Consider the following 20,143-nt stretch of genomic DNA (forward strand, 5'->3'; position numbering starts at 1 on the left):
CCATGCGCATCGCACGCGAATTCAACTTCGACGGCCTGGTTGGCCCGTCGCACAACTACGCCGGCCTCTCGTTCGGCAACGTTGCGTCCTTCAACAACGTCCGCAGCGCGTCCAACCCGCGCCAGGCCGCCCTGCAGGGCCTGGCCAAGATGCGCGAGCTGGCCGCGCGCGGCTATGCGCAGGCGGTGATGCCGCCCCAGGGCCGCCCCAACTTCCGCCTGCTGCGCCGCCTCGGCTTCTCGGGCACGGACGCCGACGTGCTGGCGCGTGCCTACCGCGAGGCGCCGGTGATCCTGGCTTGCGCCTACTCGGCCGCGCCGATGTGGACCGCCAACGCCGCCACCGTCAGCCCCTCGGCCGACTCGCAGGACGGCCGCGTGCACTTCACCGCCGCCAACCTGAACAACAAGCTGCACCGCTCCGAGGAGCACGCGCAGGCCACGCGCACCCTGCGCGCGATCTTCCATGACAGCAGCCGCTTCATGGTGCACGATCCGCTGCCGCCGGTGCCGGCCTTCGGCGACGAGGGCGCGGCCAACCACACGCGCTTCGCCGCCAGCCATGGCGCCGCCGGCGTCGAGTTCTTCGTCTATGGCCGCGTCGAGTTCGACCCCTCGGCCCCGGCGCCCAAGAAGTACCCGGCGCGCCAGACCCTGGAAGCCTCGCAGGCCGTGGCGCGCCTGCACGGCCTGGACCCGGCCCGCACCGTGTTCGCATCGCAGAACCCGGACGTGATCGACCAGGGCGTGTTCCACAACGACGTGATCGCGGTCGGCAACGGCAACGTGCTGTTCTACCACGAGCAGGCCTTCGCCGACGAAGCGGCCACCGTGGACGCGCTGCGCCGCGCGCTGGCCGGGGTCGACACCGACCTGGTGCCGGTGCGCGTGGCATCAAACCAGGTGCCGGTGGCCGACGCCGTGGCCAGCTACCTGTTCAACAGCCAGCTCCTGACCCGCGCCGACGGCAAGATGGCCCTGGTGGTGCCGCACGAATGCCGCGAGAACGCGGCTGTCGCGTCCTACCTGGGCGGCATGGTCGGCCGCGGCGGCCCGATCGACGAGCTGGTCGAGTTCGACCTGCGCCAGAGCATGCGCAACGGCGGCGGACCTGCCTGCCTGCGCCTGCGCGTGGCGCTGACCGAGGACGAAGCGGCCGCCATGCACCAGGGCGTGATCATGACCGAGACCCTGTATGCCAAGCTGGTGGCATGGGTCGAGAAGCACTACCGCGACCGGATCGAGCCGAAAGACCTGGCCGACCCGCAGCTGGCGATCGAATGCGCCGCGGCGCTCGAGGAACTGACCCGCATCCTCGGCTTGCCGGGCCTGTACGACCTGTAAAGACACGTCACGGAGCCCATGCGGGACGGGTGACCCGGCCCGCGGGGCATGTTCTAATAACGGATTGGCGCGTTCGCGGTAAGACGGATCGCCAAGGGAATTCGGACGGGACACCCCCGTCCCATACGGCAGGGCGGCGCCAGGGCCACAAGCCGGAGCGCGCCAGGCAAACAACTTTGGAGAAGTAAGATGAATGACATGTCGCAAGACCTGCGTAACCAGACGCTCTCGCTGGTCAACGCGAACCACGCAGCCGCCGCTTCCACCGGACAGGTGAATGCGCTGATCGGCGCGTGGCTCGGATCGCTCGATGACGAAGACCTGGCCGGCACCGCGCCCGCGAGCCTGGCGCCCGTGCTGTGGGAAGGCTTCTCGCAGCTGGCCAAGCGCACCGGCCCCGGCTGCCAGATCGCCTCGATGGCGTACTCCGACGGCCGTGGCGGCAAGGCGACCGCCCTGCTGATCCTGAACGACGACATGCCATACCTGGTCGACTCCTTCGTGATCGCCCTGCGCAAGGAACGCCAGACCGCCGCCGGCGTGATGAACGCCGTGCTGCCGGTGCGCCGCGACGCCAGCGGCGCCGCGGTCTCGGTCGGTGAAGCCGGCGCGCCGCTGGAGTCGATCGTCCTGATCCTGATGAGCGACGAACTCGAATTCGGCGAACTGGACGCGCTGACCGCGCGCATCCGCATGGTCGCCAACGACGCCGCCATCGTGCACCGCGACGCCCTCGCCATGGGCGACCGCATGACCGCCGTGGCCGCCGCCGCCGCATCCGCCGCCACCCCGGAGGGCCAGGAAGTGGCCGCCTTCCTCGAATGGGCCAAGAACGAAGGTTTCGAGCCCTTCGGCTACGCCTACTACGTGGTCAAGCCGGACGCGCGCGAACTCGAGCGCGACATTCCGAGCCGCATCGGCGTGCTGCAGGACACCGCGCACCCGATCTACGGCACCTGCCTGGCCAACATCCCTGGCGACTTCGAGACCCTGTCGCGCCGCGCCGATACCCTGTCGATCGTCAAGGCCGACGTCGAAGGCACCCTGCACCGCGACCAGCCGCTGGACTTCATCGGCGTGCGCGACACCGACGCCCAAGGCAAGATCCTGGGCGAGCACTGCTTCATCGGCCTGTTCACCCGCGCCGCCACCCTGACCCCGCTGGCGCGCCTGCCGTTCGCGCGCGGCCGCGTGGCCAAGGTGCTGTCGATCGCCGGCGTGCGCCAGGAAGGCTTCCGCGCCGAAAAATTCGTCGAGATCCTGGAATCCTTGCCGCGTACCGAAGCCCTGGAAGCCGAGCCGGAATGGCTGGCCCAGGTGTGCAGCTCGGTGGTCTCGCTGTACAAGCAGCCGCGCCCGAAAGTCTTCGCGCGCCGCGACGTCTACCGCCGCCACCTGAACGTGCTGGTCTACCTGCCGCGCGAGCGCTACAGCGCAGCCGTCGGCTCCAGCCTGGCCCAGGCCCTGCAGGACAGCTCGGGCGCGCGAGAAGTGCGCGTGCAGCCGCTGGTGGCCGACGGCCCGCTGGCCCGCGTCTACCTGATCGCTCACGCCGCGCGCTATCCGCTCGACCTGGAAACCGACATCCAGCAGCCGCTGCTGGCCGTCCTGGACGGCTGGCATGACCGCTTCGCAGTCCTCACCAACGGCATCGAGGACGGCGTCCAGCGCAGCACCCTGCGCAAGATGGGCGCCAACCTGCCGGTCAGCTTCGTCACCTCCACCGCGCCTGAAATCGCCTTCCGCGACCTGCAGGCCGTGCTGAACAACGGCAAGCAGGACCGCGTCACCGTGCGCATCGAACCGGGCAGCGGCGAAGGCAAGGCCGCCGCCGACGCCTCGATCCGTATCTACTCTGGCGAGAACGTGCCTTCGCTGTCGCGCCTGCTGCCGGCGCTGCAGAACGCCGGCATCGCCGTCGACCGCGAGCAGACCTGGTCGTTCAAGACCGCCGACGGCGTGCGCCACAACGTCACCGCGCTGGCCGTGGACGACGAGAGCGGCGCCAAGCTGGTCAAGCCGGGCATCATGGAAGTGGCCGAGGAGCTGTTCACCGCGCTGTTCAATAACGAAGCCGAAGACGGCCGCATGAACGGCCTGACCGTCGAAGGCGGCCTGTCGATGCGCGAAGTGCAGCTGGTGCGCGCCTACATCAGCTACTGGCGCCAGCTCGGCTCCAAGTTCTCGGTGCGCTACATGGCCGAGACCCTGCGCACCCAGCCGGCCCTGGTGAAGGAATTCGTCACCGGCTTCCTGCTGCGCTTCGATCCGACGCTGGGCGAAACCGAGCGCGCCGCGGGCACCGCCAAGCTGGCCGCGCTCAAGGCCGGCCTGTCGAGCGTGAACCACGCCGACACCGAGGAAATCATGGCCGCCCTGGTCGACCTGTGCATGGCGACCGTGCGCACCAATTACTTCCAAAACGACGGCGAAAAGATGATTTTCAAGGTCGACACCAGCAACCTGGCGCTGGCGCCGGAACCGCGTCCCTACCGCGAGATCTACGTGTTCTCGCGCCGCTTCGAAGGCGTGCACCTGCGCGGCGGCCCGGTCGCTCGCGGCGGCCTGCGCTGGTCGGACCGCATGGAAGACTACCGCACCGAGGTGCTGGGCCTGGTGAAGGCGCAGATGGTCAAGAACGCGGTCATCGTGCCGGCCGGCTCGAAAGGCGGCTTCGTCTGCAAGCAGATGCCGCAGGGCGCCCCGCGTGAAGTCGTGGCGGCCGAGGGCGAGGCAGTCTACCGCCTGTTCATCGCCAGCCTGCTGGAAGTGACCGACAACCGCGTGCGTGGCGCCATCGTCCCGCCGGAGAACACCGTGCGCTTCGACCAGGACGATCCATACCTGGTGGTGGCGGCCGACAAGGGCACCGCGACCTTCTCCGACATCGCCAACGGCATCGCCGTGCAGCGCGGCTTCTGGCTGGGCGACGCCTTCGCATCGGGCGGCTCGAACGGCTACGACCACAAGAAGATGGGCATCACCGCCAAGGGCGCGTTCGAAGCGGTCAAGCGCCACTTCTACGAACTGGGCCACGACATGAACACCACCCCGGTCACCGTGGTCGGCGTGGGCGACATGTCGGGCGACGTGTTCGGCAACGGCGTGCTGCTGTCGCGCCAGCTCAAGCTGCTGGCCGCTTTTGACCACCGCCACATCTTCCTGGATCCGACCCCGGACGTCGAAGTCTCGTTCAAGGAACGCGAGCGCATGTTCGCGCTGCCGCGCTCCTCGTGGGAAGACTACGACAAGAGCCTGATCTCGCAGGGCGGCGGCGTGTACCCGCGCTCGGCCCGTAGCATCGACCTGTCGCCCGAGGTTCGTGCCGCGCTGAATATCGAGGAGACCGCGCTGGCGCCGGAAGAACTGATGCACCGCATCCTGCTGGCCCCGGTCGACCTGTTCTACAACGGCGGCATCGGCACCTACATCAAGTCGTCCAGCGAAACCCACGCGCAAGTGAAGGACCGCGCCAACGACCGCATCCGCGTCAACGGCAACGAACTGCGCTGCAAGGTGGTGGCCGAAGGCGGCAACCTGGGCGCGACCCAGGCCGGCCGTATCGAGTTCGCCCTGGCGGGTGGCCGCATCTTCACCGATGCGATCGACAACTCGGCGGGTGTGGACTGCTCGGACCACGAAGTCAACATCAAGATCTGGCTGGATACCGAAGTCAACGCCGGCAAGCTGCCTGAAGCCGACCGTAACCGCGTGCTGAACGAAATGACCGGCGCCGTGGAGGACCTGGTCCTGCGCGACAACACCTTGCAGACCCACCTGCTGACCCGCGAAGCGCAGGCCCAGACCAGCGCCTCGGTGGTGGACGGCTACGCCGCCCTGATCACCAACCTGGAGTCGGAGGGCGCCGTCAACCGCGACCTCGAGCAGCTGCCGAGCGACGCCGAGCTGCAGCGCCGCAAGGCCCTGGGCCTGGGCCTCACCGCGCCGGAGCTGGCGGTCGTGGTCGCGAACGTCAAGAACCGCTTCAAGCGCACCCTGTCGGCGCTCGACCTGACCTCGGAATCCTGGGCCGATTCGCTGCTGCGCCCTTACTTCCCGGCGCAGCTGGTCGCCACCCGCGATCCGCTGGATCATCCGCTGGCCAACGCCATCCTGGCGACCGTGCTGGCCAACGAAGCGGTCAACCGCTGCGGTCCGCTGATGCTGCGCGACCTGGCCGCCGAGCACCGCGTCGACGAAACCGAAGTGGTCAAGGCCTGGGCCCGCGCCTGGTCGGCGCTGCACCTGGCGCCGGTATTCGACGCCCTGGACGCCGACGCGCTCAACGTGCCGCGCGACGTTTCGGTGGCGGTCGATGGCCGTACCCGCGGCCTGATGCGCGCCGTCATCGAAGGCGTGCTGTCGCTCCCGGCCGGTACCGACGGCATGTCGGAACTGTCGACCCTGTTCGGACAGGCCGACCAGCTGCGCAGCCTGACCCCGACCCGTTCGGAAGCCGACGGCCACACCGGCCTGCCGGCCCCGTTCACCGCGGCCTGGAAGGCGGTCGAGACCATCGAGTCGCTGGCCACCTTCCTGTTCGCGGCGGTCTCGGTCCAGCGCCCGAGCGGCATGAGCCTGGGGCAGTTCCTGCAGGTCGGCATGGCCCTGCGCCAGCAGGCCGGCATCGACACGCTGGAACGCGGCCTCAAGCTGCCGGCCCAGACCAAATCGCAGGAACAGCTGCGCAACTATGCGATGCAGTCGCTGCGCCGCGCCCAGCAACGCCTGCTGCTGCAGGTGATCGAGCGCGCAGGCCAGGGTGGTGACGCCCTGGAGGCCGTCGGCGAGGTCACCCGCGAGCACGGCCTGACGGGCTATGCCCAGGCGGTCGACCTCGAGCAGGCGATGCTGGACGTGTGGGCCCTGTCGGAAGGCTCGAACCCCGAGCGCCTGGCGGCCTGACGCGATGAGCGCAGCAGGCATTCCAGCGCTGCCGGAAGCGGTGCGCGCCCTGGCCGAGGCGGATTTCGGCCCGGTCGCGCAGCGCTTCTCGGAAGCCGGTTTCCAGGTCGGCTTGCCGGCGCCCGGCATTCTCACGGTGAAGGGGGCCGCGCCTGATGCGGCCCGCCCCAGCGTGCTGGTGTCGGTCGGCGTGCATGGCGACGAGACCGGGCCGATCGAAATGACGGCCTGGGTCATCGAAGCGCTGTCGCGCGCGCCGCACGAGCTGGCGGTGAACCTGATGCTGTGCGTCGGGAACATCGGCGCGATCGCGGCCGGCAAGCGCTTCATCGATGCGGACCTGAACCGCATGTTCCGCGCCGAGCGCGGTTCCCTGGCGGGTACCGCCGAAGCGGCGCGGGCCGATGTCCTGAGCGCCGCCACCGACGCCTTCTTCGAAGGCGCCGGGCCGCAGCGCTGGCACCTGGACCTGCACACCGCGATCCGTCCCTCGCACTATCCGATGTTCGCGATCGTGCCGGAGCTGATCGCGGACGGTCCGCGCAACACGCTGATCGGCTGGCTGGGCGAGGCCGGGATCGAGGCCGTCATCATGAATCCGAAGTCGGCCGGGACCTACAGCTACTACAGCGCCGAGCACCACGGCGCGGCGGGCACCACGGTCGAGCTGGGCCGGGTGGGCACGCTGGGCCAGAACGACCTGTCGCAGTTCGCCGCCGCATCCGCGGCGCTGGCACGCCTGCTGCGCGGGCAGCCGGCCAACGGGGCAGGGCGCGCGCCGCTGGTGTTCAAGCAGGTGCAGGAAGTGCTCAAGCTGTCCGACCAGTTCACCATGAAGGTCGGGCGCGAGACCTGGAATTTCACCGCGCTCAAGAAGGGTGAAGTGATCGCGCAGGATGGCGATACCTTCTACACGGTGAAGCATGACGAGGAGCTGGTCGTGTTTCCGAACCCGGACGTGCGGGTTGGCCTGCGGGCTGGCCTGATGGTCGTGCGCATGGCCTGAGCTTGCCGGTGCTGAAAAGGAAAACCCGCCCCGGCGGGTTTTTTTATGTCGCTTGCACCGCTGGCGCGAAGTATGCCTGCAGCGTGGTGGAACCGCGGTGTACCGGTCCGACCTCGGCCCACTCGCCCGCCGCGGCCGCCCGCGTCATGCAGGCGTAGGAGCGGGCGGCCGCGGGCGAAAATCCCGCGCCGTCGAACCAGGCTTCCAGCTCCGCCTCCGGTACTTCGCGCCGCTCGATCGGCTTGCCGAGGAGTGCTTCGAAGACATCGGCAACCTCGTTGGGTGTATAGCGCCGCGGCCCTTCCGCCATGTCGGTGCCGCGTCCGACCCCGCCCAGCAGCAGTTTCGCGCAGACCGCGCCGATGTCGGCCGGCGCCGCCATCGGGATCGGCCGGTGCAGCGGCAGTGTGCTTTCCATGAAGCCCTGGGTGCGGGCCGTCTCGAGCGCCATGTCCCAGTTCTCGAAGTGGTAGGCCGCCCGGACGATCCGCGCCGGAATCGGCTGCGCGGCCAGCGCCTGCTCCAGCTCGTACAGGACATTCAAGTCGCCGCACGGACCCTGCGGACGCGCGCCATAGGTCGACTGGGCCACCACCATCTCCAGTCCGCTGCCCTCGAGGGCGGCGACCAGGCTGCGCACGGTCGAGCGTTCGACGGCGTCGGTATCCGTCGACGGCTCCGCGGGTGGATTCAGCACGAATGCGCGGCGGCCCTGCCGCAATATCTTTCGCAGCGCATCGGCGTCGCGCACGTCCGCCTCGGCCAGCTCGGCGCCGCGTGTGCGCCATGCGCTCGCCCTGGCCGCGTCGCGGGTGACGATCGTGACTTGCTCGCCGGCCGCCAGCAGCGCCGATGCCACGCCACTGCCGACATGGCCGGTCCCTCCAATGATGATATGCATGCCGCCTCCGCCTGGATGAACGAGAACGCGGGCAGTATCGGACAAAGCCGGACATCGCAGCGCGAGATTGGCAAACGTCTTGTCGTCGCGCCGGCGAGCGGCAGTTCATCCCCTGTTTCTTGCAGCCTGTCGCATCCGGGCTGCGGCGGGACAGGCGGGTTGCTAGAGTGGCATGGTCGGCGCTGTGCGCCCATCGAACGACAACCCTACCCACAAAGGATAGCCATGCGTAAGCTTCTTGCTCTTGCCGCAGCCACCACCTTCGCCACCCTTGGCGGCTGCGCCATCATCGTCACCCCGAACGAAGGAGCACATGTCCAGACCATGTGGAGCAAGGGCGTCGAGAACGGCAACGGCATCGCCGCGCGCGACCAGCGCGCCGTCCCGGCGCTCCCCGGCCTGGACGTGGGCGGCTCGCTGCCGGTCGAGGTGCGGGTCGGCCCGTCCGCCTCGCTGGTGGTGGAGGCCGACAGCAACCTGCTGCCCCTGATCCGCACGGAGCCGAACGGCCATACCCTGCGCATCTGGACCGAGGAAGACGTGCGCAGCAAGACCCCGATCCGCATCGTCTACACCACGCCGCGCCTGAGCGAAGTGCGCGCCTCCGGCTCGAGCCGGGTCGACGTGAGCGACCTGAATGGGGCGCCGCTGGACGTGCGCAAGAGCGGTTCCGGCGAAGTGCGCCTGGCGGGACGGGTGGAAAGCCTGAATGCGCGCGCCAGCGGTTCCGGCGTCATCGACGCCGCGCAGCTGCGCAGTGCCAGCGCCGACCTGGATTTGTCGGGTTCGGGCCGCATGACGGTGGGCGATGTGCACGGCGACTATGCGCGCGTGAACGTGAGCGGTTCGGGAAGGCTGGAAGCCAGCGGCGCGGTGCGCTCGCTGAATGCGCGCGTGAGCGGTTCGGCCAGCGTCGACCTGGCGGGCCTGAACACGCAGGACGCCGATCTGGGGACCAGCGGTTCGGGCGGCATCCGCGCCACGGTGAAGCAGTCGCTGATCGCCCGCACCAGCGGCTCGGGCGGGATCCGCGTGTATGGCCAGCCGGCCCAGCGCAGTCTCAGTGGGGACAGGATTCACCTGCTCGATTGAGGCCGGTGCGTGCCGGATGATTTGACGGCAACGAATGCCGCGTCGGCGGCTCCGCCGCCGACGCGTTCAACCAGTGCGGGAACGGCTTACAGCAGGTTGTCCAGCAGATCCGGACCAAACACCTCGCGGTGCAGGCGGGCGGCCGGGGCACCGGCAGCCAGCAGCGCGTTCCACTGCGCCTGCATGAAGGGCAGCGGGCCGCACAGGTAGACGTCGGTCTCGCCCTTCGGCCAGGAAGGCAGGCGGGCCAGTTCCATCTTGCCCGGCAGGGCGTCGCCGATGGCGCCATCCTCGTAGAAGGTCACCACGTGCAGGTAGGGCATGCGCGCGCTCGCCGCCGCGATGTCGGCCTGGTGCGGATGGTGCGCCGGGTTGCGGGCGGCATGCGCGAAGATCACGCGGCGTTCCGGATTGACCTGGGCGATGCGGTTCAGGGTCGCGATCATCGGGGTGATGCCCACGCCCGCCGACAGCAGCACCACCGGCTCGTTGGATTCGGTATCCGGCTGGAAGTCGCCGAACGGATGGCTCACGTTCAGCACGTCGCCCACTTTCACGTTCTGGTGCAGCCAGGTCGACACAGCGCCCGCCGGGATATCGGCCTGGGCGTCTTCGCGCTTGACCGAGATGCGCAGGCTGTCCTTGCCGTTCGCATCGGACAGGCTGTACTGGCGCAGCTGGCGATGGCCGTCGGCGAACACCACTTCCACGCTGACGTACTGGCCGGCCTTGAACGGGGGCAGGGCGCCGCCGTCTACCGGCGCCAGGCGCAGGGCGGTCACGTTGTCGCTTTCACGCACGAGGTCGATCACGCGCATGGCGCGCAGCTCGCCCGGCTGGACGCCGGCGTCCGCATACATCTTGGCTTCGGCATCGATCAGGAGGCGCGCCAGCGAGCCATAGGCTTCTTCCCAGGCGCTCAACAGTGGTTCGGTGGCGGCGTCACCCAGCACGGTCTTGATCGCGCCCAGCAGGTGGAAACCGACGATCGGATAGTGGTCGGCCCGGATGCCCACGGCCGCGTGCTTGTGCACGATGCGGCTGACCACCGGACCCAGCGCGCCGGCGTTGTCGATGTTGGCCGCATAGGCGAACACCGCCGAGGCCAGGGATTGCTGCTGCACGCCGCTTGCCTGGTTACCCATGTTGAACAGCTTGGTCAGTTCCGGATGCGCCGCGAACATGCTGGCGTAGAAGGTGCGGGTGATGGTCAGGCCATGCTCGCGCAGGACGGGGACGGACGCGTCGATGTAGGGGCGGGAAGCAGCGGAGATCATGATTTTCCTTATTGATGCATTAATTATGCATATTTAAGTTTCAAAAAAATGCGCCTTGAATAGCAGCGGCAGCGATCGGACGGGACTATTCTAACAAAGATGTACTTTGTGTGCATCATTTGAGCAAACTATTTTATTTCTCCGTTGCAGACTCACCCGCAGTTCCACCTATAATCGCTGCTTTTACACCCGCGGCTGCCGAGCCGCCCCCACTGCCTCAACCGAGCACCGAAGGACAAGCCGTGAATCTGACCCTGGGCCAAAAGCTGTTCCGTACCAAACCGGCAGGACGCCATTACGAGGAGGGCCAAAGCGCCGCCGAAGTGGGCCTGCAGCGCTCGCTGGGCCTGTTCCCCCTGACGATGATCGGCGTCGGCGCCACCATCGGCACCGGCATCTTCTTCACCATGGTGGAAGCGGTGCCCAAGGCCGGTCCGGCGGTGGTGCTGTCCTTCCTGATCGCAGCCATCACGGCCGGCCTGACCGCGTTGTGCTACGCCGAACTGGCGGGCCGGGTGCCGGCCGCCGGCTCCTCCTATTCCTTCGCCTATGCCACCGTCGGCGAATTCGCCGCCTTCGTGGTCGCGGCCTGCCTGCTGCTCGAATATGGCCTGGCGGCCAGCGCCACGGCGATCGGCTGGTCCGACTATTTGAATAACTTCCTGCAGAACGCGATCGGCTGGCAGATTCCGCCGGAGCTGCGTTCGCCGATGTTCGTGTCGGACCATAACAACATCCACTTCAACCCGGGCCACATCAACCTGCCGCCGGTGCTGCTGGTGATCATGTGCTGCATCCTGCTGGTGCGCGGCACCAAGGAATCGGCCACCACCAACGCCATCATGGTGCTGGTGAAGCTGGCGATCCTGGTGTTCTTCGCGGTGATCGCCTTCAGCGGCTTCGATGCCGCTAACTTCCAGCCCTTCTTCAATACCGACGACAGCAAGGGCTTCGCCGGCATGGCCGGCGTGACCGCCGCCGCCGGCACCGTGTTCTTCTCCTTTATCGGCCTGGACACCATCGCCACCGCCGGCGAGGAAGTGAAGGACCCGCGTCGCAATGTCCCGATCGGTATCCTTGCCGCGCTCCTGATAGTGACCGTCTTCTACCTGATGGTGGCCTTCGCCGCGATGGGCGCCCAGCCGGCCCACATGTTCGAAGGCCAGCAGGCCGGCCTGTCGGTGATCCTGCAGAACGTCACCGGCCAGGCCTGGCCGGCGTTGGTGCTGTCGGCCGGCGCGGTGGTTTCGGTGTTCTCGGTGACTCTGGTGACCATCTACGGCCAGACCCGCATCCTGTACGCCATCAGCCGCGATGGCCTGATTCCGAAGACCTTCCAGAAGGTGAACCCGCGCACCCAGGCGCCGGTCAGCAATACCGTGATCGTGTCGATCGCCGTGGGCCTGGTCGCCGGACTGGTCGACTCCACCTTCCTGTGGGACATGGTGAGCATGGGCACCCTGACCGCCTTCATCGTCGTCTCGATCGCCGTGCCGGTGATCCGCGCCAAGCAGGGCGACGCCGCGCCGCTGGACGGTTCGAAGAAGGCGTTCCGCGTGCCTTTCGGTCCCTACCTGATCCCGGGCCTGTCGGTCTTCGCCTGCCTGTACATCATGAAGGACTTGTCGGGCACCACCTTCCGCGTGTTCGCGATCTGGATGGCGGTGGCGGTCGCCACCTACTTCCTGTACAGCGTGCGCCACAGCCGCCTGAACAAAGGACACTGAGGACTGATGCAGAAGTTCGACCTGCGGCGCGACCGCTTCGCGCTGTTCGACCGCATGGACAGCCCGGCGGTCAACATCTGCTTCACCCTGGAGCTGCCGGACTTGCGCCCCTGGTGCAAGGAGCAGGGCCTGGCGCCCTTCCACGTGCTGCTGTGCGCGGTGCTGCGGTCGATCCTGAAGGTCGAGAATTTCCGCTACCGCGTCCTGGACGGCGAGGTGTTCCGCGTCGAGCGACTGAGGCCCTCGTTCACGGTCATCAACCAGAACCAGGACCTGAACTTCGCCCAGTTCGAATGGACCGACGACCTGCGCGAATGGGTGGCGCGCGGCGTCGCGGCGCGTGCGCAAGCCAGCGCCATGACGGAACTGAACGAGCAATACCGCACGATGTCGCCGCGCGAAGCCAAGGAACAGGTCTTCATCACCTGCATTCCCTGGCTCGACTTCACCTCGATCCAGCACCCGACCGCCGATCTCGGCTCTCCCGACATTCCCGCATTGGCCTGGGGACGCTTCCGCGACGCCCCGAACGGCCGCGTGCAGCTGCCCTTCGCCGTCCAGGCCCACCACGGCTTCGTCGACGGCTTCCACATCCACCAGCTGGCGCAGGCGATTGAGGCTGAGTTGTCGGAATACATGCAATAAGCAGATGTTGTGGCACTTCACAACCAAGCCAAGACTTTTGCATTTTGCTTAATATTTGGGTTTGAAAGACCCGGGGATTGATCTGTTGGTGCCATTAAGCAGATGCGGAAGATTTGAGGAGAATGTAAGTGCAAGTAATTCGATTGGAGTTGGCTCGTTCAAGTTGAGTCATGCGCATTAGATTATCCTAGATGCGTAGTGGGTGATTCAGATGGATTATGCATGTAAATTTGACCAGTAGAGGCCTGGATGTAATTATGATCCTGCTCTAAATGAGCGGCTAACATTTACTGGAGATTAAATTGCAAGTATTGACGTTTGAAGAGATTTCGATGGTTTCTGGCGGTGATCGTGGTGACGCAAGTGCTGGCGGTGCCGTGGCTGGGGGTATTGCTGGCGGCGGCGCAGCTGCTGCCGTAGCTCGTGCGGCCGGTGTGGGTGCACTGCGCGGTGTGGGTCTTGGCGCGGCTGGCATCATCGGCGGCGCACTTATTTTCGGTACGATCGCTTACGTCACTTATGAGATGGCAAGGGAATAATTGCTTGTAGGCTAGATTTTCAGGCAGTAGGTTGTGCTTTATTGCAACCTGCTGCCGCAGGAAAGTTAAAATCACGGCATCTACTCCTCAGAAACGAGGGACTTGTCAGACGTGGATTGTTGTAAATATCAATTAAAACGCAGTGGATAATCAAGTGAATTACGGCTTTGCTGGGTCTGTATGTTTTGCGGTTGTTATTGCAATCGCAATGATCGTTTATCCGGGGATTGTTTCGCAAAACATTCCTTGTTCACCGCTACTATTGCTAGGTATTGTTTTTGTCTCTAATCTTGCTCCGATGATTGTGCGCGTGAATGCTTCAGATAAAAGCGATGGGTTATTCTCTCCAATTTTTTTCAAGCGTTTGGTTGTTTCGCTGATCTTCTCCGGCTTGCTGATCGCTGTTCACAAGGTTGCGTCGTCGTTGACTTGACAAGAAACAGCCTAGGTGATCGCGGGACGGCAAGGATCTGTTTCAGGAGGCTCCTTTGTTGAATGATGGGATTGGTACTGAAGACGTATTTGTTGTGGAAGATCGCTATATCGCCTACACGTAGTTGAACGCAGAGGCCGTCTGCGAGGAAGATCAAGTGCACCTCACGCATGAGATTGCACGGATGCCACGCCAGCCATGTTCAAGCGTGGGCTAAAAACGATCTAATGATCGACTGGTCACGAAAGGCAAGATGCCGCCTGGCTGGTCAAGGGCGATCGCGACCGACGCCTATCGGCGCACTTTAAGCATGGGAGTGCGGGTGCGTCGTCTTACAGGTTCGCAAAACTGGGCGCCAGGTGACTCTTATTGGACTACTTCGCCAGCGGCCGCACGTATTCCAGCAGGCTGACGAGAAGCTTGCCCGGCTCTTCCCACGGCATCATGTGGGCCGAGCGCTCGAACCACACGGCCTGCTTGGACGGCGCCTTCACCTGCTTCAGCCAGGCCTCGGTGGGCGCGGTCGGGGTCGTGTAGTCGTGGCGGCCCAGGAACATCACCACCGGGATCGGGAAGCTGGTCACCTTCGAATAATCGACCTGGACGAATTCCGGCAGCAGCCGGCCCAGGGTCAGGATGCTGCCCTGGTCGATCGCCTTGACCTGTTCCGCGTTGTAGTCGGGCGAGAGCAGCGGGCCCTTGAAGAAGTAGTCGGACTGGCTGCGGAAGGCGCTCAGGCCGCCGTAGTGCTGGGGCCATTTGCGGGCCAGCACGATGCGCTCGCGCGTGATCGGCTGCTCGCCCGGGTAGGGGGCGATCGATTCCAGTTCGCGCAGCGCTTCAAGGTTGTTGTGCAGCTTCGCCTGTTTCAGTGCGTAGCCGAAGCTGATGCGCTCGTTCTCGCGGGTGCTGATCACCTGGCCGATGCCGACATAGGCGTGGAACAGGTCGGGCCGCTTGAGCGAGGCCGCCATCGACGGGATCGTGCCCCAGCTGTGCGCCATCAGGATCAGCTTGCGCTTGCCGTAGCGCTGGCGCAGGTGTTCCGCCACCTCGACCAGGTCGTCGGTGTAGCGCTCGATGCGGATGGTCTCGCCCACGATCTTCGGATCGGTCTCGCCATAGCTCTTGCCGGCGCCGCGCTGGTCGTAGTTGGCGACCGTGAAGTATTCCTCGATCGGGCGCTGGAACTGCCACATGGTCGGCGTGATGGGCGAGGCCGGGCCGCCGTGCACAAACAGGATGATGGGATTGGCGCGGTCCTGGCCGCGCACGCTGATCCACTGCTCGACGCCGCCGATCTTCGTCTTGTACGCATCCTGCACGCCGGTGGGCGCGACGATGCGCTGCAGGTCTTCGACCGCCACGCGCGCCCTGGCGTAGGCCTTGGCGTCCGGGTTGTCCTGGGCCTGCGCGCTTGCGGTGGAGAGCGCCAGCATCAGGGCGCAGCATACTGCTCGATGTGTCATGTGGTCTCCTTGTTGGTATGCCGGAAGTCTAGCGCGGACGTAGGGTTGGCGGCGAAACCGCCAACCCTACGTCATGAAAAAAGCCACGCGGCCCTGGAGGCGGCGTGGCTTTCTGGGAAGCGAGCCGTGATTACAGCGCGTTCATTTCCTTCAGCAGGTTGTCAGCCTTGTCGACATGCTGCATGTTCCACAGCATGTAGCGCGAATCGACCTGGATGTCGCGGGTCATGGCCTTGTTGAAGTCCCAGTCCGAGATGATCGAATCCAGGGTGCCGTCGAAGGCCAGGCCGATCAGTTCGGCTTTCGCGTTCAGCGCGGCCGAACCCGAGTTGCCGCCGGTGATGTCCAGGGTGGCCAGGTAGTTGACCGGCACGGTCTTCAGCTTCGGATCGACGTACTTGCCGAAGTCCTTCTTGCGGATCGCTTCCAGCTGGGCCGCCGGGGCGTTGAACTCGCCTTCGCCGGTGTGCTTGGCGACCACGCCGTTCACGGTGGTGAAGGCGGTCCAGCCGGTGGTGCCGTCGGCGCCGACCGGGCGGCCGGCGATCTTGCCGAAGGTGGCGCGCAGGGTGCCGTTGGCGTCCGGGTAGACCGCCTGGCCCTTGCTGTTCATGTAGGCGATCTTGGCCTTCATGTAGTTGCCGTAGGCTTGCTGGATCTTGCCGGCGAGTTCCTCGTCCTTGGCCTCATCCTTCATGCCGGCGTCGTACATCGCGACGGCGGCCTTGATGAAGCTGTCGTTCGAGGCCTGGAATTCCTGCGGCGACTTCTTCAGCCAGGCCAGGCGCTCTTCCTTGTCGGCCAGCTTGGAGCCCGCGTAGATGCGGTCCAGGGCGGCCTTCAGCTCGGCCTCGCCCATGCCCGGCTTGATGCCGAGGGCGGCGTCGAAGGCGGCGTCGTGCTCGGCCGCCGGCTGGGCGTTGTACTTGGTGAGGAAGTTCAGCACCAAGGCCTTGTCGACCTTCTCGTCGTAGGTGCGGTCCTGGCCGGTGATGACCGCGGTCAGGCGCGCCATGTCGCGTTCCTGGTAGCCGGCCTTGCGCTCGGCGTCCGGCTTGGTGCGCTCGTTGGCCAGGCGGTACAGGGCGCGCGCCGAGCTCAGGAACTTCGGCTGGGCATAGGTCAGGAAGAAGCTCTTCTTGGTGCCGGCGTCGCGTTCGGCGATCAGCTTCTCGGCCGCGTCGATGTCGGCGGCGTATTGCGCCTTGCGGGCCGGGTTCGCGTTGACCCAGGCTTTCAGGGCGTCGTGCTCGGCGGTCTTGCGCTGCAGGAAATCGCTGTTCTGGTAGGAAGTCAGCATCCCCTTGCGGTTCTTGTAGTAGTTGTTGACGTTGGCGACCTGGCCGGCGTACTTGAGCTTGGCGGCCGGATCGTTCTTGGTCTCGCGCTCGATGATCGCCAGGGTCTCGCCCGATGCTTGAACAAAGGCCGGGTAGTTCCAGTCGAAGGTGAAGGCCACTTCCGACGGCAGGCGGTGGCGGTTGGTGCGGCCCGGATAGCCCAGTACCATGATGAAGTCGCCTTCCTTCGAGCCTTCCTTGGCGATCTTCAGGTGGTGCTTCGGCTGGTAGGGCACGTTGTCCTTGGAGAACTCGGCGGCCTTGCCGTCCTTGCTCACATAGGCGCGATAGAAGCCGTAGTCGCCGGTGTGGCGCGGCCACATCCAGTTGTCGGTATCGCCGCCGAACTTGCCCACGCCCGCAGGTGGCGCGTGCACCAGGCGCACGTCGCGGATCTCGAGCTGCTTCAGGCGGTAGAACTCCAGGCCGCCGTAGTAGCTGGCCACGGTGCAGCGGTAGCCGGCGTCTTTTTCGCACTCGGCCTGCAGCTGCTTCTGGTTCTTCTCGATGGCGTCGAGGCGCGCCTTGCCGTTCAGCTTGGCGACTTCCGGGGTGATGACCTGGTTGCTGACATTCGCCACCTCCTCGGTCACATAGACGCGGCTGCCGGGTGCGGCGGGCAGTTCCTCACCCAGGGTCTTGGCGAGGAAGCCGTTGGCCAGCAGGTCGCGTTCCGGGGTCGAGTTGACTGCCACGCTGTTGTACACGCAGTGGTGGTTGGTCACGACCAGGCCTTGCGGCGATACGAACGAGGCCGAGCAGCCGCCCAGGCTCACGATGGCGCCCATCGGGAATTCGGTCAGCTTGGTCAGGGTGGACGGGTCCAGCTTGAGGCCCGCGGCTTTCAGTTGCTTCGCTACTTGTGGCAGCTGCTGCGGCATCCACATGCCTTCGTCCGCGTGCGCGGCGAAGCTGCTCAGGATGGCGAGCGAGAGGAGGGTTTTTTTCATTCGCGTCGATCTAGGTGTGGGTAAGAAACATGTCTCCGTGGAGCACCCAAGAGTATCTGTATGTCAGAACAGCTCGTCAACCAGTATTTCGACGCGAAAATGTGATGTTTTCCGGCGGAATCCCCCCTTCGTCTTTACAGCTGCTTGCCGATCAGCGACACCGCCCAGGTCGCCAGGCGCTGGTACCAGGGCCGCTTGGCGAACTTCTGCTGCGACACCGGGGTGGCGCGCACCCAGTCTGCCTCGAAGATCTCAATGTGGCGGCGGGCGAATTCCTCGTCCATCACGTTCAGGTTGGCTTCGTCGTTGATGCTGAAGGAGCGGTTGTCGAAGTTGGTCGAGCCGACCGAGACCAGGAGCGCATCCACGACCAGCGACTTCACATGGAACATGGTCGGGTCGTATTCCGAGATCTGCACGCCGGCCGCCAGCAGCTCGGGCCAGCGCTCGCGCGAGGCGGCCTTCACCAGGTCGGAATCGATGATCTTGCCCGGCGTGATCAGGCGCACGCGCACGCCGCGCTTGGCGGCCGCGATCAGGGTGCGGATGGTCAGGTCGTCCGGCACGAAGTAGGCGGCCGACAGGTCGATGGTCTTGCGCGCGGCCGTGATCGCCATCAGGTACATCAGGTGCATCGACTCGCTGCCGCCGGTGGGCGAACTGGAAAACATCTGGGCCGGCATGGTGCCCTTCGGCTCCAGCGCGGGGAAGTATTCGGGTCCGTCCAGCACCATGCCGGTGGCCTTGACCCAGTTATCGATGAACACGGCCTGGATCTGGCCCACCGCCGGGCCTTCGACGCGGTAATGGTTGTCGCGCCAGTGCTCCTTGTCTTCGGCATTGCCGCGCCACTGGTCGGCGATGCCGACGCCGCCGGTGAAACCGATCTTGCCGTCGATCACGAGCAGCTTGCGGTGGGTGCGGTTGTTCATGCGCGCCAGCTTCCACCATACAGGCTTGTGGTAGCGCTGGACGTTGACGCCGGCGTCCTTCATTTCCTGCAGCAGCGAATCTTCCATCTTGATGCTGCCCATGAAGTCGAGCATCAGGTGGACCTTGACGCCGGCGCGCGCGCGCTCGGCCAGGGCCTCGGAGAATTCGCGTCCGATCTCTTCCGACCAATAGATGTAGGTTTCGAAGGTAATGGTTTCCTTGGCCGAGCGGATTGCCTCCAGCATGGCCGGGAAGATCTGGTCGCCGTTGACCAGGACCTCGATCTTGTTGCCTTCGAGGATAGGAGGACCCAGCAGCACGCCGAGCGAGCGGCGGAACTGCGGGTCGTGCGTATCGTACTGGCGCGTCAGCTGGCGCTCGATCTGCTTTTCGCTCGGCATGAAATTCAGCGCGAGGAAACCGACGATCAGCGTCACGACGCACGTTATAAGTGCTGTCCAGAACATTTTTGAGCTCATCTGTCGAACCGCAGGAACAAAAAAACCAACGCACAGGGCGTTGGTTTATAAGGGGCTACTCACTGTTATTAGCGTACACGGCCGCGGCGCAGCAGATTCACGATGGCCAGCAGGATCACGGCGCCCAGGAACGAAACCAGGAGCGACGAGACACTGAAGTCATCTGAATTGATGGTGCCGGAACCAAACAGCGGGGAAAGCAGCCAGCCGCCCAGGAAGGCGCCGACGATGCCGACCACGACATTGAGAATCATGCCTTGTTCAGCGTCGGTCTTCATGACCATGCTGGCAAGCCAGCCCAAGATACCACCGACAACGATCCAGATAATGAATAACATGTTGATTCCTCCTCGTAGTGGAAAAACATACCCCAGGCCAAATTTTTTGCCGTGGCCATGGAAAAAAGTCTAGTGACCCCTCCCCATCAGGTCGGTGCGGCAACGAACGTTAGATGCCGAAATTGCGCGGCTGTTCGGCCCCGCGTAAAAACTCGGAGGCTGGGTGCGTCAGCGAACAGAAGAGGCAGAGGTCGAGGCATAAGGTTTCAGGACTTGCAACACGAATCTGAAATACATCTTTGTAACGCTTCGGCACCTGAACCTTGAAAGGGATTTTCCATGAGCAGCTACGATACGACCAAACAGAACTCGAATTCGCGCATGGTGACCGGCCTGTTCCCGGACCGTGCCAGCGCCGAGCGCGCCTATGGTTCGATCTCGGACCGCGGCTATGGCCGCGACGACGTCAACCTCCTGATGTCGGACACCACCCGCAAGACCCACTTCAGCGACACCGATACCGAACTGGGCAGCAAAGCCGCCGAAGGCGCCGGCATTGGCGCCGGCATCGGCGGCACCATCGGCGCCGTGCTGGCAGGCATTGCCGCGGTCGGCACCACCCTGGTCCTGCCGGGCCTGGGCGTGGTCGTGGCCGGTCCGCTGGCGGCAGCCCTGGCCGGCGCCGGCGCGGGCGGCATCACGGGCGGCCTGATCGGCGCGCTGATCGGCGCCGGCATCCCGGAAGAACGCGCCAAGCACTATGAGGAAGGCATCAAGAGCGGCGGCATCGTGATGGGCGTGCACACCCGCTCGGATGACGACGCCG

14 protein-coding genes and 1 pseudogene are annotated in these 20,143 nt (G+C 65.3%); 8 read left to right on the plus strand and 7 right to left on the minus strand.

All coding sequences use genetic code 11. The annotated features are described in order from the left end of the window. The first annotated feature begins 2 nt into the window (after window positions 1-2). The 3 genes from astB (at window position 3) to V7778_RS19275 (ending at window position 7,254) form a co-directional block, all read left to right on the plus strand. The gene (gene astB, locus V7778_RS19265; RefSeq protein ID WP_335558214.1) at window positions 3-1,343 is read left to right on the plus strand and encodes an N-succinylarginine dihydrolase; all 1,341 of its coding nucleotides are present in this window, start codon (window positions 3-5) and stop codon (window positions 1,341-1,343) included. Between the two features lie 189 nt (window positions 1,344-1,532). Next, window positions 1,533-6,248, plus strand: a complete 4,716-nt coding sequence (locus V7778_RS19270) for an NAD-glutamate dehydrogenase domain-containing protein (RefSeq protein WP_335558216.1) — start codon at window positions 1,533-1,535, stop codon at window positions 6,246-6,248. 4 nt (window positions 6,249-6,252) lie between these two features. After that, the gene (locus V7778_RS19275; RefSeq protein ID WP_335558218.1) at window positions 6,253-7,254 is read left to right on the plus strand and encodes a succinylglutamate desuccinylase; all 1,002 of its coding nucleotides are present in this window, start codon (window positions 6,253-6,255) and stop codon (window positions 7,252-7,254) included. 43 nt (window positions 7,255-7,297) lie between these two features. Here the strand turns inward: V7778_RS19275 and V7778_RS19280 are convergent, their stop codons facing one another. Then, a complete protein-coding gene (locus V7778_RS19280; RefSeq protein ID WP_335558220.1) occupies window positions 7,298-8,155 on the minus strand; it encodes an NmrA family NAD(P)-binding protein in 858 nt (285 codons plus the stop codon). A 225-nt stretch (window positions 8,156-8,380) separates the two neighbouring features. Here V7778_RS19280 and V7778_RS19285 point away from each other — a divergent pair, with 225 nt between their 5' ends. Next, window positions 8,381-9,247 carry a head GIN domain-containing protein gene (locus tag V7778_RS19285; RefSeq protein ID WP_335558221.1) on the plus strand — a complete coding sequence of 289 codons (867 nt, stop codon included), beginning with the start codon at window positions 8,381-8,383 and terminating at the stop codon, window positions 9,245-9,247. Window positions 9,248-9,333: 86 nt separating this feature from the next. Here V7778_RS19285 and V7778_RS19290 read toward each other — a convergent pair whose 3' ends face one another. Continuing rightward, window positions 9,334-10,524 carry a globin domain-containing protein gene (locus V7778_RS19290; protein ID WP_335558223.1) on the minus strand — a complete coding sequence of 397 codons (1,191 nt, stop codon included), beginning with the start codon at window positions 10,522-10,524 and terminating at the stop codon, window positions 9,334-9,336. A 242-nt stretch (window positions 10,525-10,766) separates the two neighbouring features. Between V7778_RS19290 and V7778_RS19295 the strand changes: the two genes are divergently transcribed. Beyond that, window positions 10,767-12,251, plus strand: a complete 1,485-nt coding sequence (locus tag V7778_RS19295) for an APC family permease (protein ID WP_335558225.1) — start codon at window positions 10,767-10,769, stop codon at window positions 12,249-12,251. A gap of 6 nt (window positions 12,252-12,257) precedes the next feature. Beyond that, complete coding sequence (locus V7778_RS19300; RefSeq protein ID WP_335558228.1) at window positions 12,258-12,896, plus strand: CatA-like O-acetyltransferase; 639 nt, start codon at window positions 12,258-12,260, stop codon at window positions 12,894-12,896. 287 nt (window positions 12,897-13,183) lie between these two features. Here the strand turns inward: V7778_RS19300 and V7778_RS19305 are convergent, their stop codons facing one another. Further along, entirely contained in the window at window positions 13,184-13,510 is a 327-nt protein-coding gene (locus V7778_RS19305; RefSeq protein WP_335558230.1) for a hypothetical protein, read from the minus strand. Between the two features lie 79 nt (window positions 13,511-13,589). Between V7778_RS19305 and V7778_RS19310 the strand changes: the two genes are divergently transcribed. Then, on the plus strand, window positions 13,590-13,868 hold the full coding sequence (locus tag V7778_RS19310; RefSeq protein WP_335558232.1) for a hypothetical protein: 279 nt from the start codon (window positions 13,590-13,592) through the stop codon (window positions 13,866-13,868). Window positions 13,869-14,242: 374 nt separating this feature from the next. On the opposite strand, the gene V7778_RS19315 is transcribed toward V7778_RS19310, so the two are convergent. From V7778_RS19315 to V7778_RS19330, 4 genes are all read right to left on the minus strand, one after another. Further along, complete coding sequence (locus V7778_RS19315) at window positions 14,243-15,337, minus strand: alpha/beta fold hydrolase (RefSeq protein ID WP_335558233.1); 1,095 nt, start codon at window positions 15,335-15,337, stop codon at window positions 14,243-14,245. A gap of 130 nt (window positions 15,338-15,467) precedes the next feature. Beyond that, a complete protein-coding gene (locus V7778_RS19320) occupies window positions 15,468-17,627 on the minus strand; it encodes a S46 family peptidase (protein ID WP_335558235.1) in 2,160 nt (719 codons plus the stop codon). A 134-nt stretch (window positions 17,628-17,761) separates the two neighbouring features. Further along, window positions 17,762-19,027, minus strand: a complete 1,266-nt coding sequence (gene cls / locus V7778_RS19325; RefSeq protein WP_335558237.1) for a cardiolipin synthase — start codon at window positions 19,025-19,027, stop codon at window positions 17,762-17,764. Window positions 19,028-19,107: 80 nt separating this feature from the next. Next, window positions 19,108-19,377 carry a GlsB/YeaQ/YmgE family stress response membrane protein gene (locus tag V7778_RS19330; protein ID WP_020656446.1) on the minus strand — a complete coding sequence of 90 codons (270 nt, stop codon included), beginning with the start codon at window positions 19,375-19,377 and terminating at the stop codon, window positions 19,108-19,110. Window positions 19,378-19,656: 279 nt separating this feature from the next. On the opposite strand from V7778_RS19330, the pseudogene V7778_RS19335 reads away from it, so the two are divergent. Then, a pseudogene (locus V7778_RS19335) lies at window positions 19,657-20,143 on the plus strand (hypothetical protein); the annotation flags it as partial.

It is taken from the genome of Massilia sp. DD77 (genome assembly GCF_036961685.1).
GTDB lineage: Bacteria > Pseudomonadota > Gammaproteobacteria > Burkholderiales > Burkholderiaceae_D > Telluria.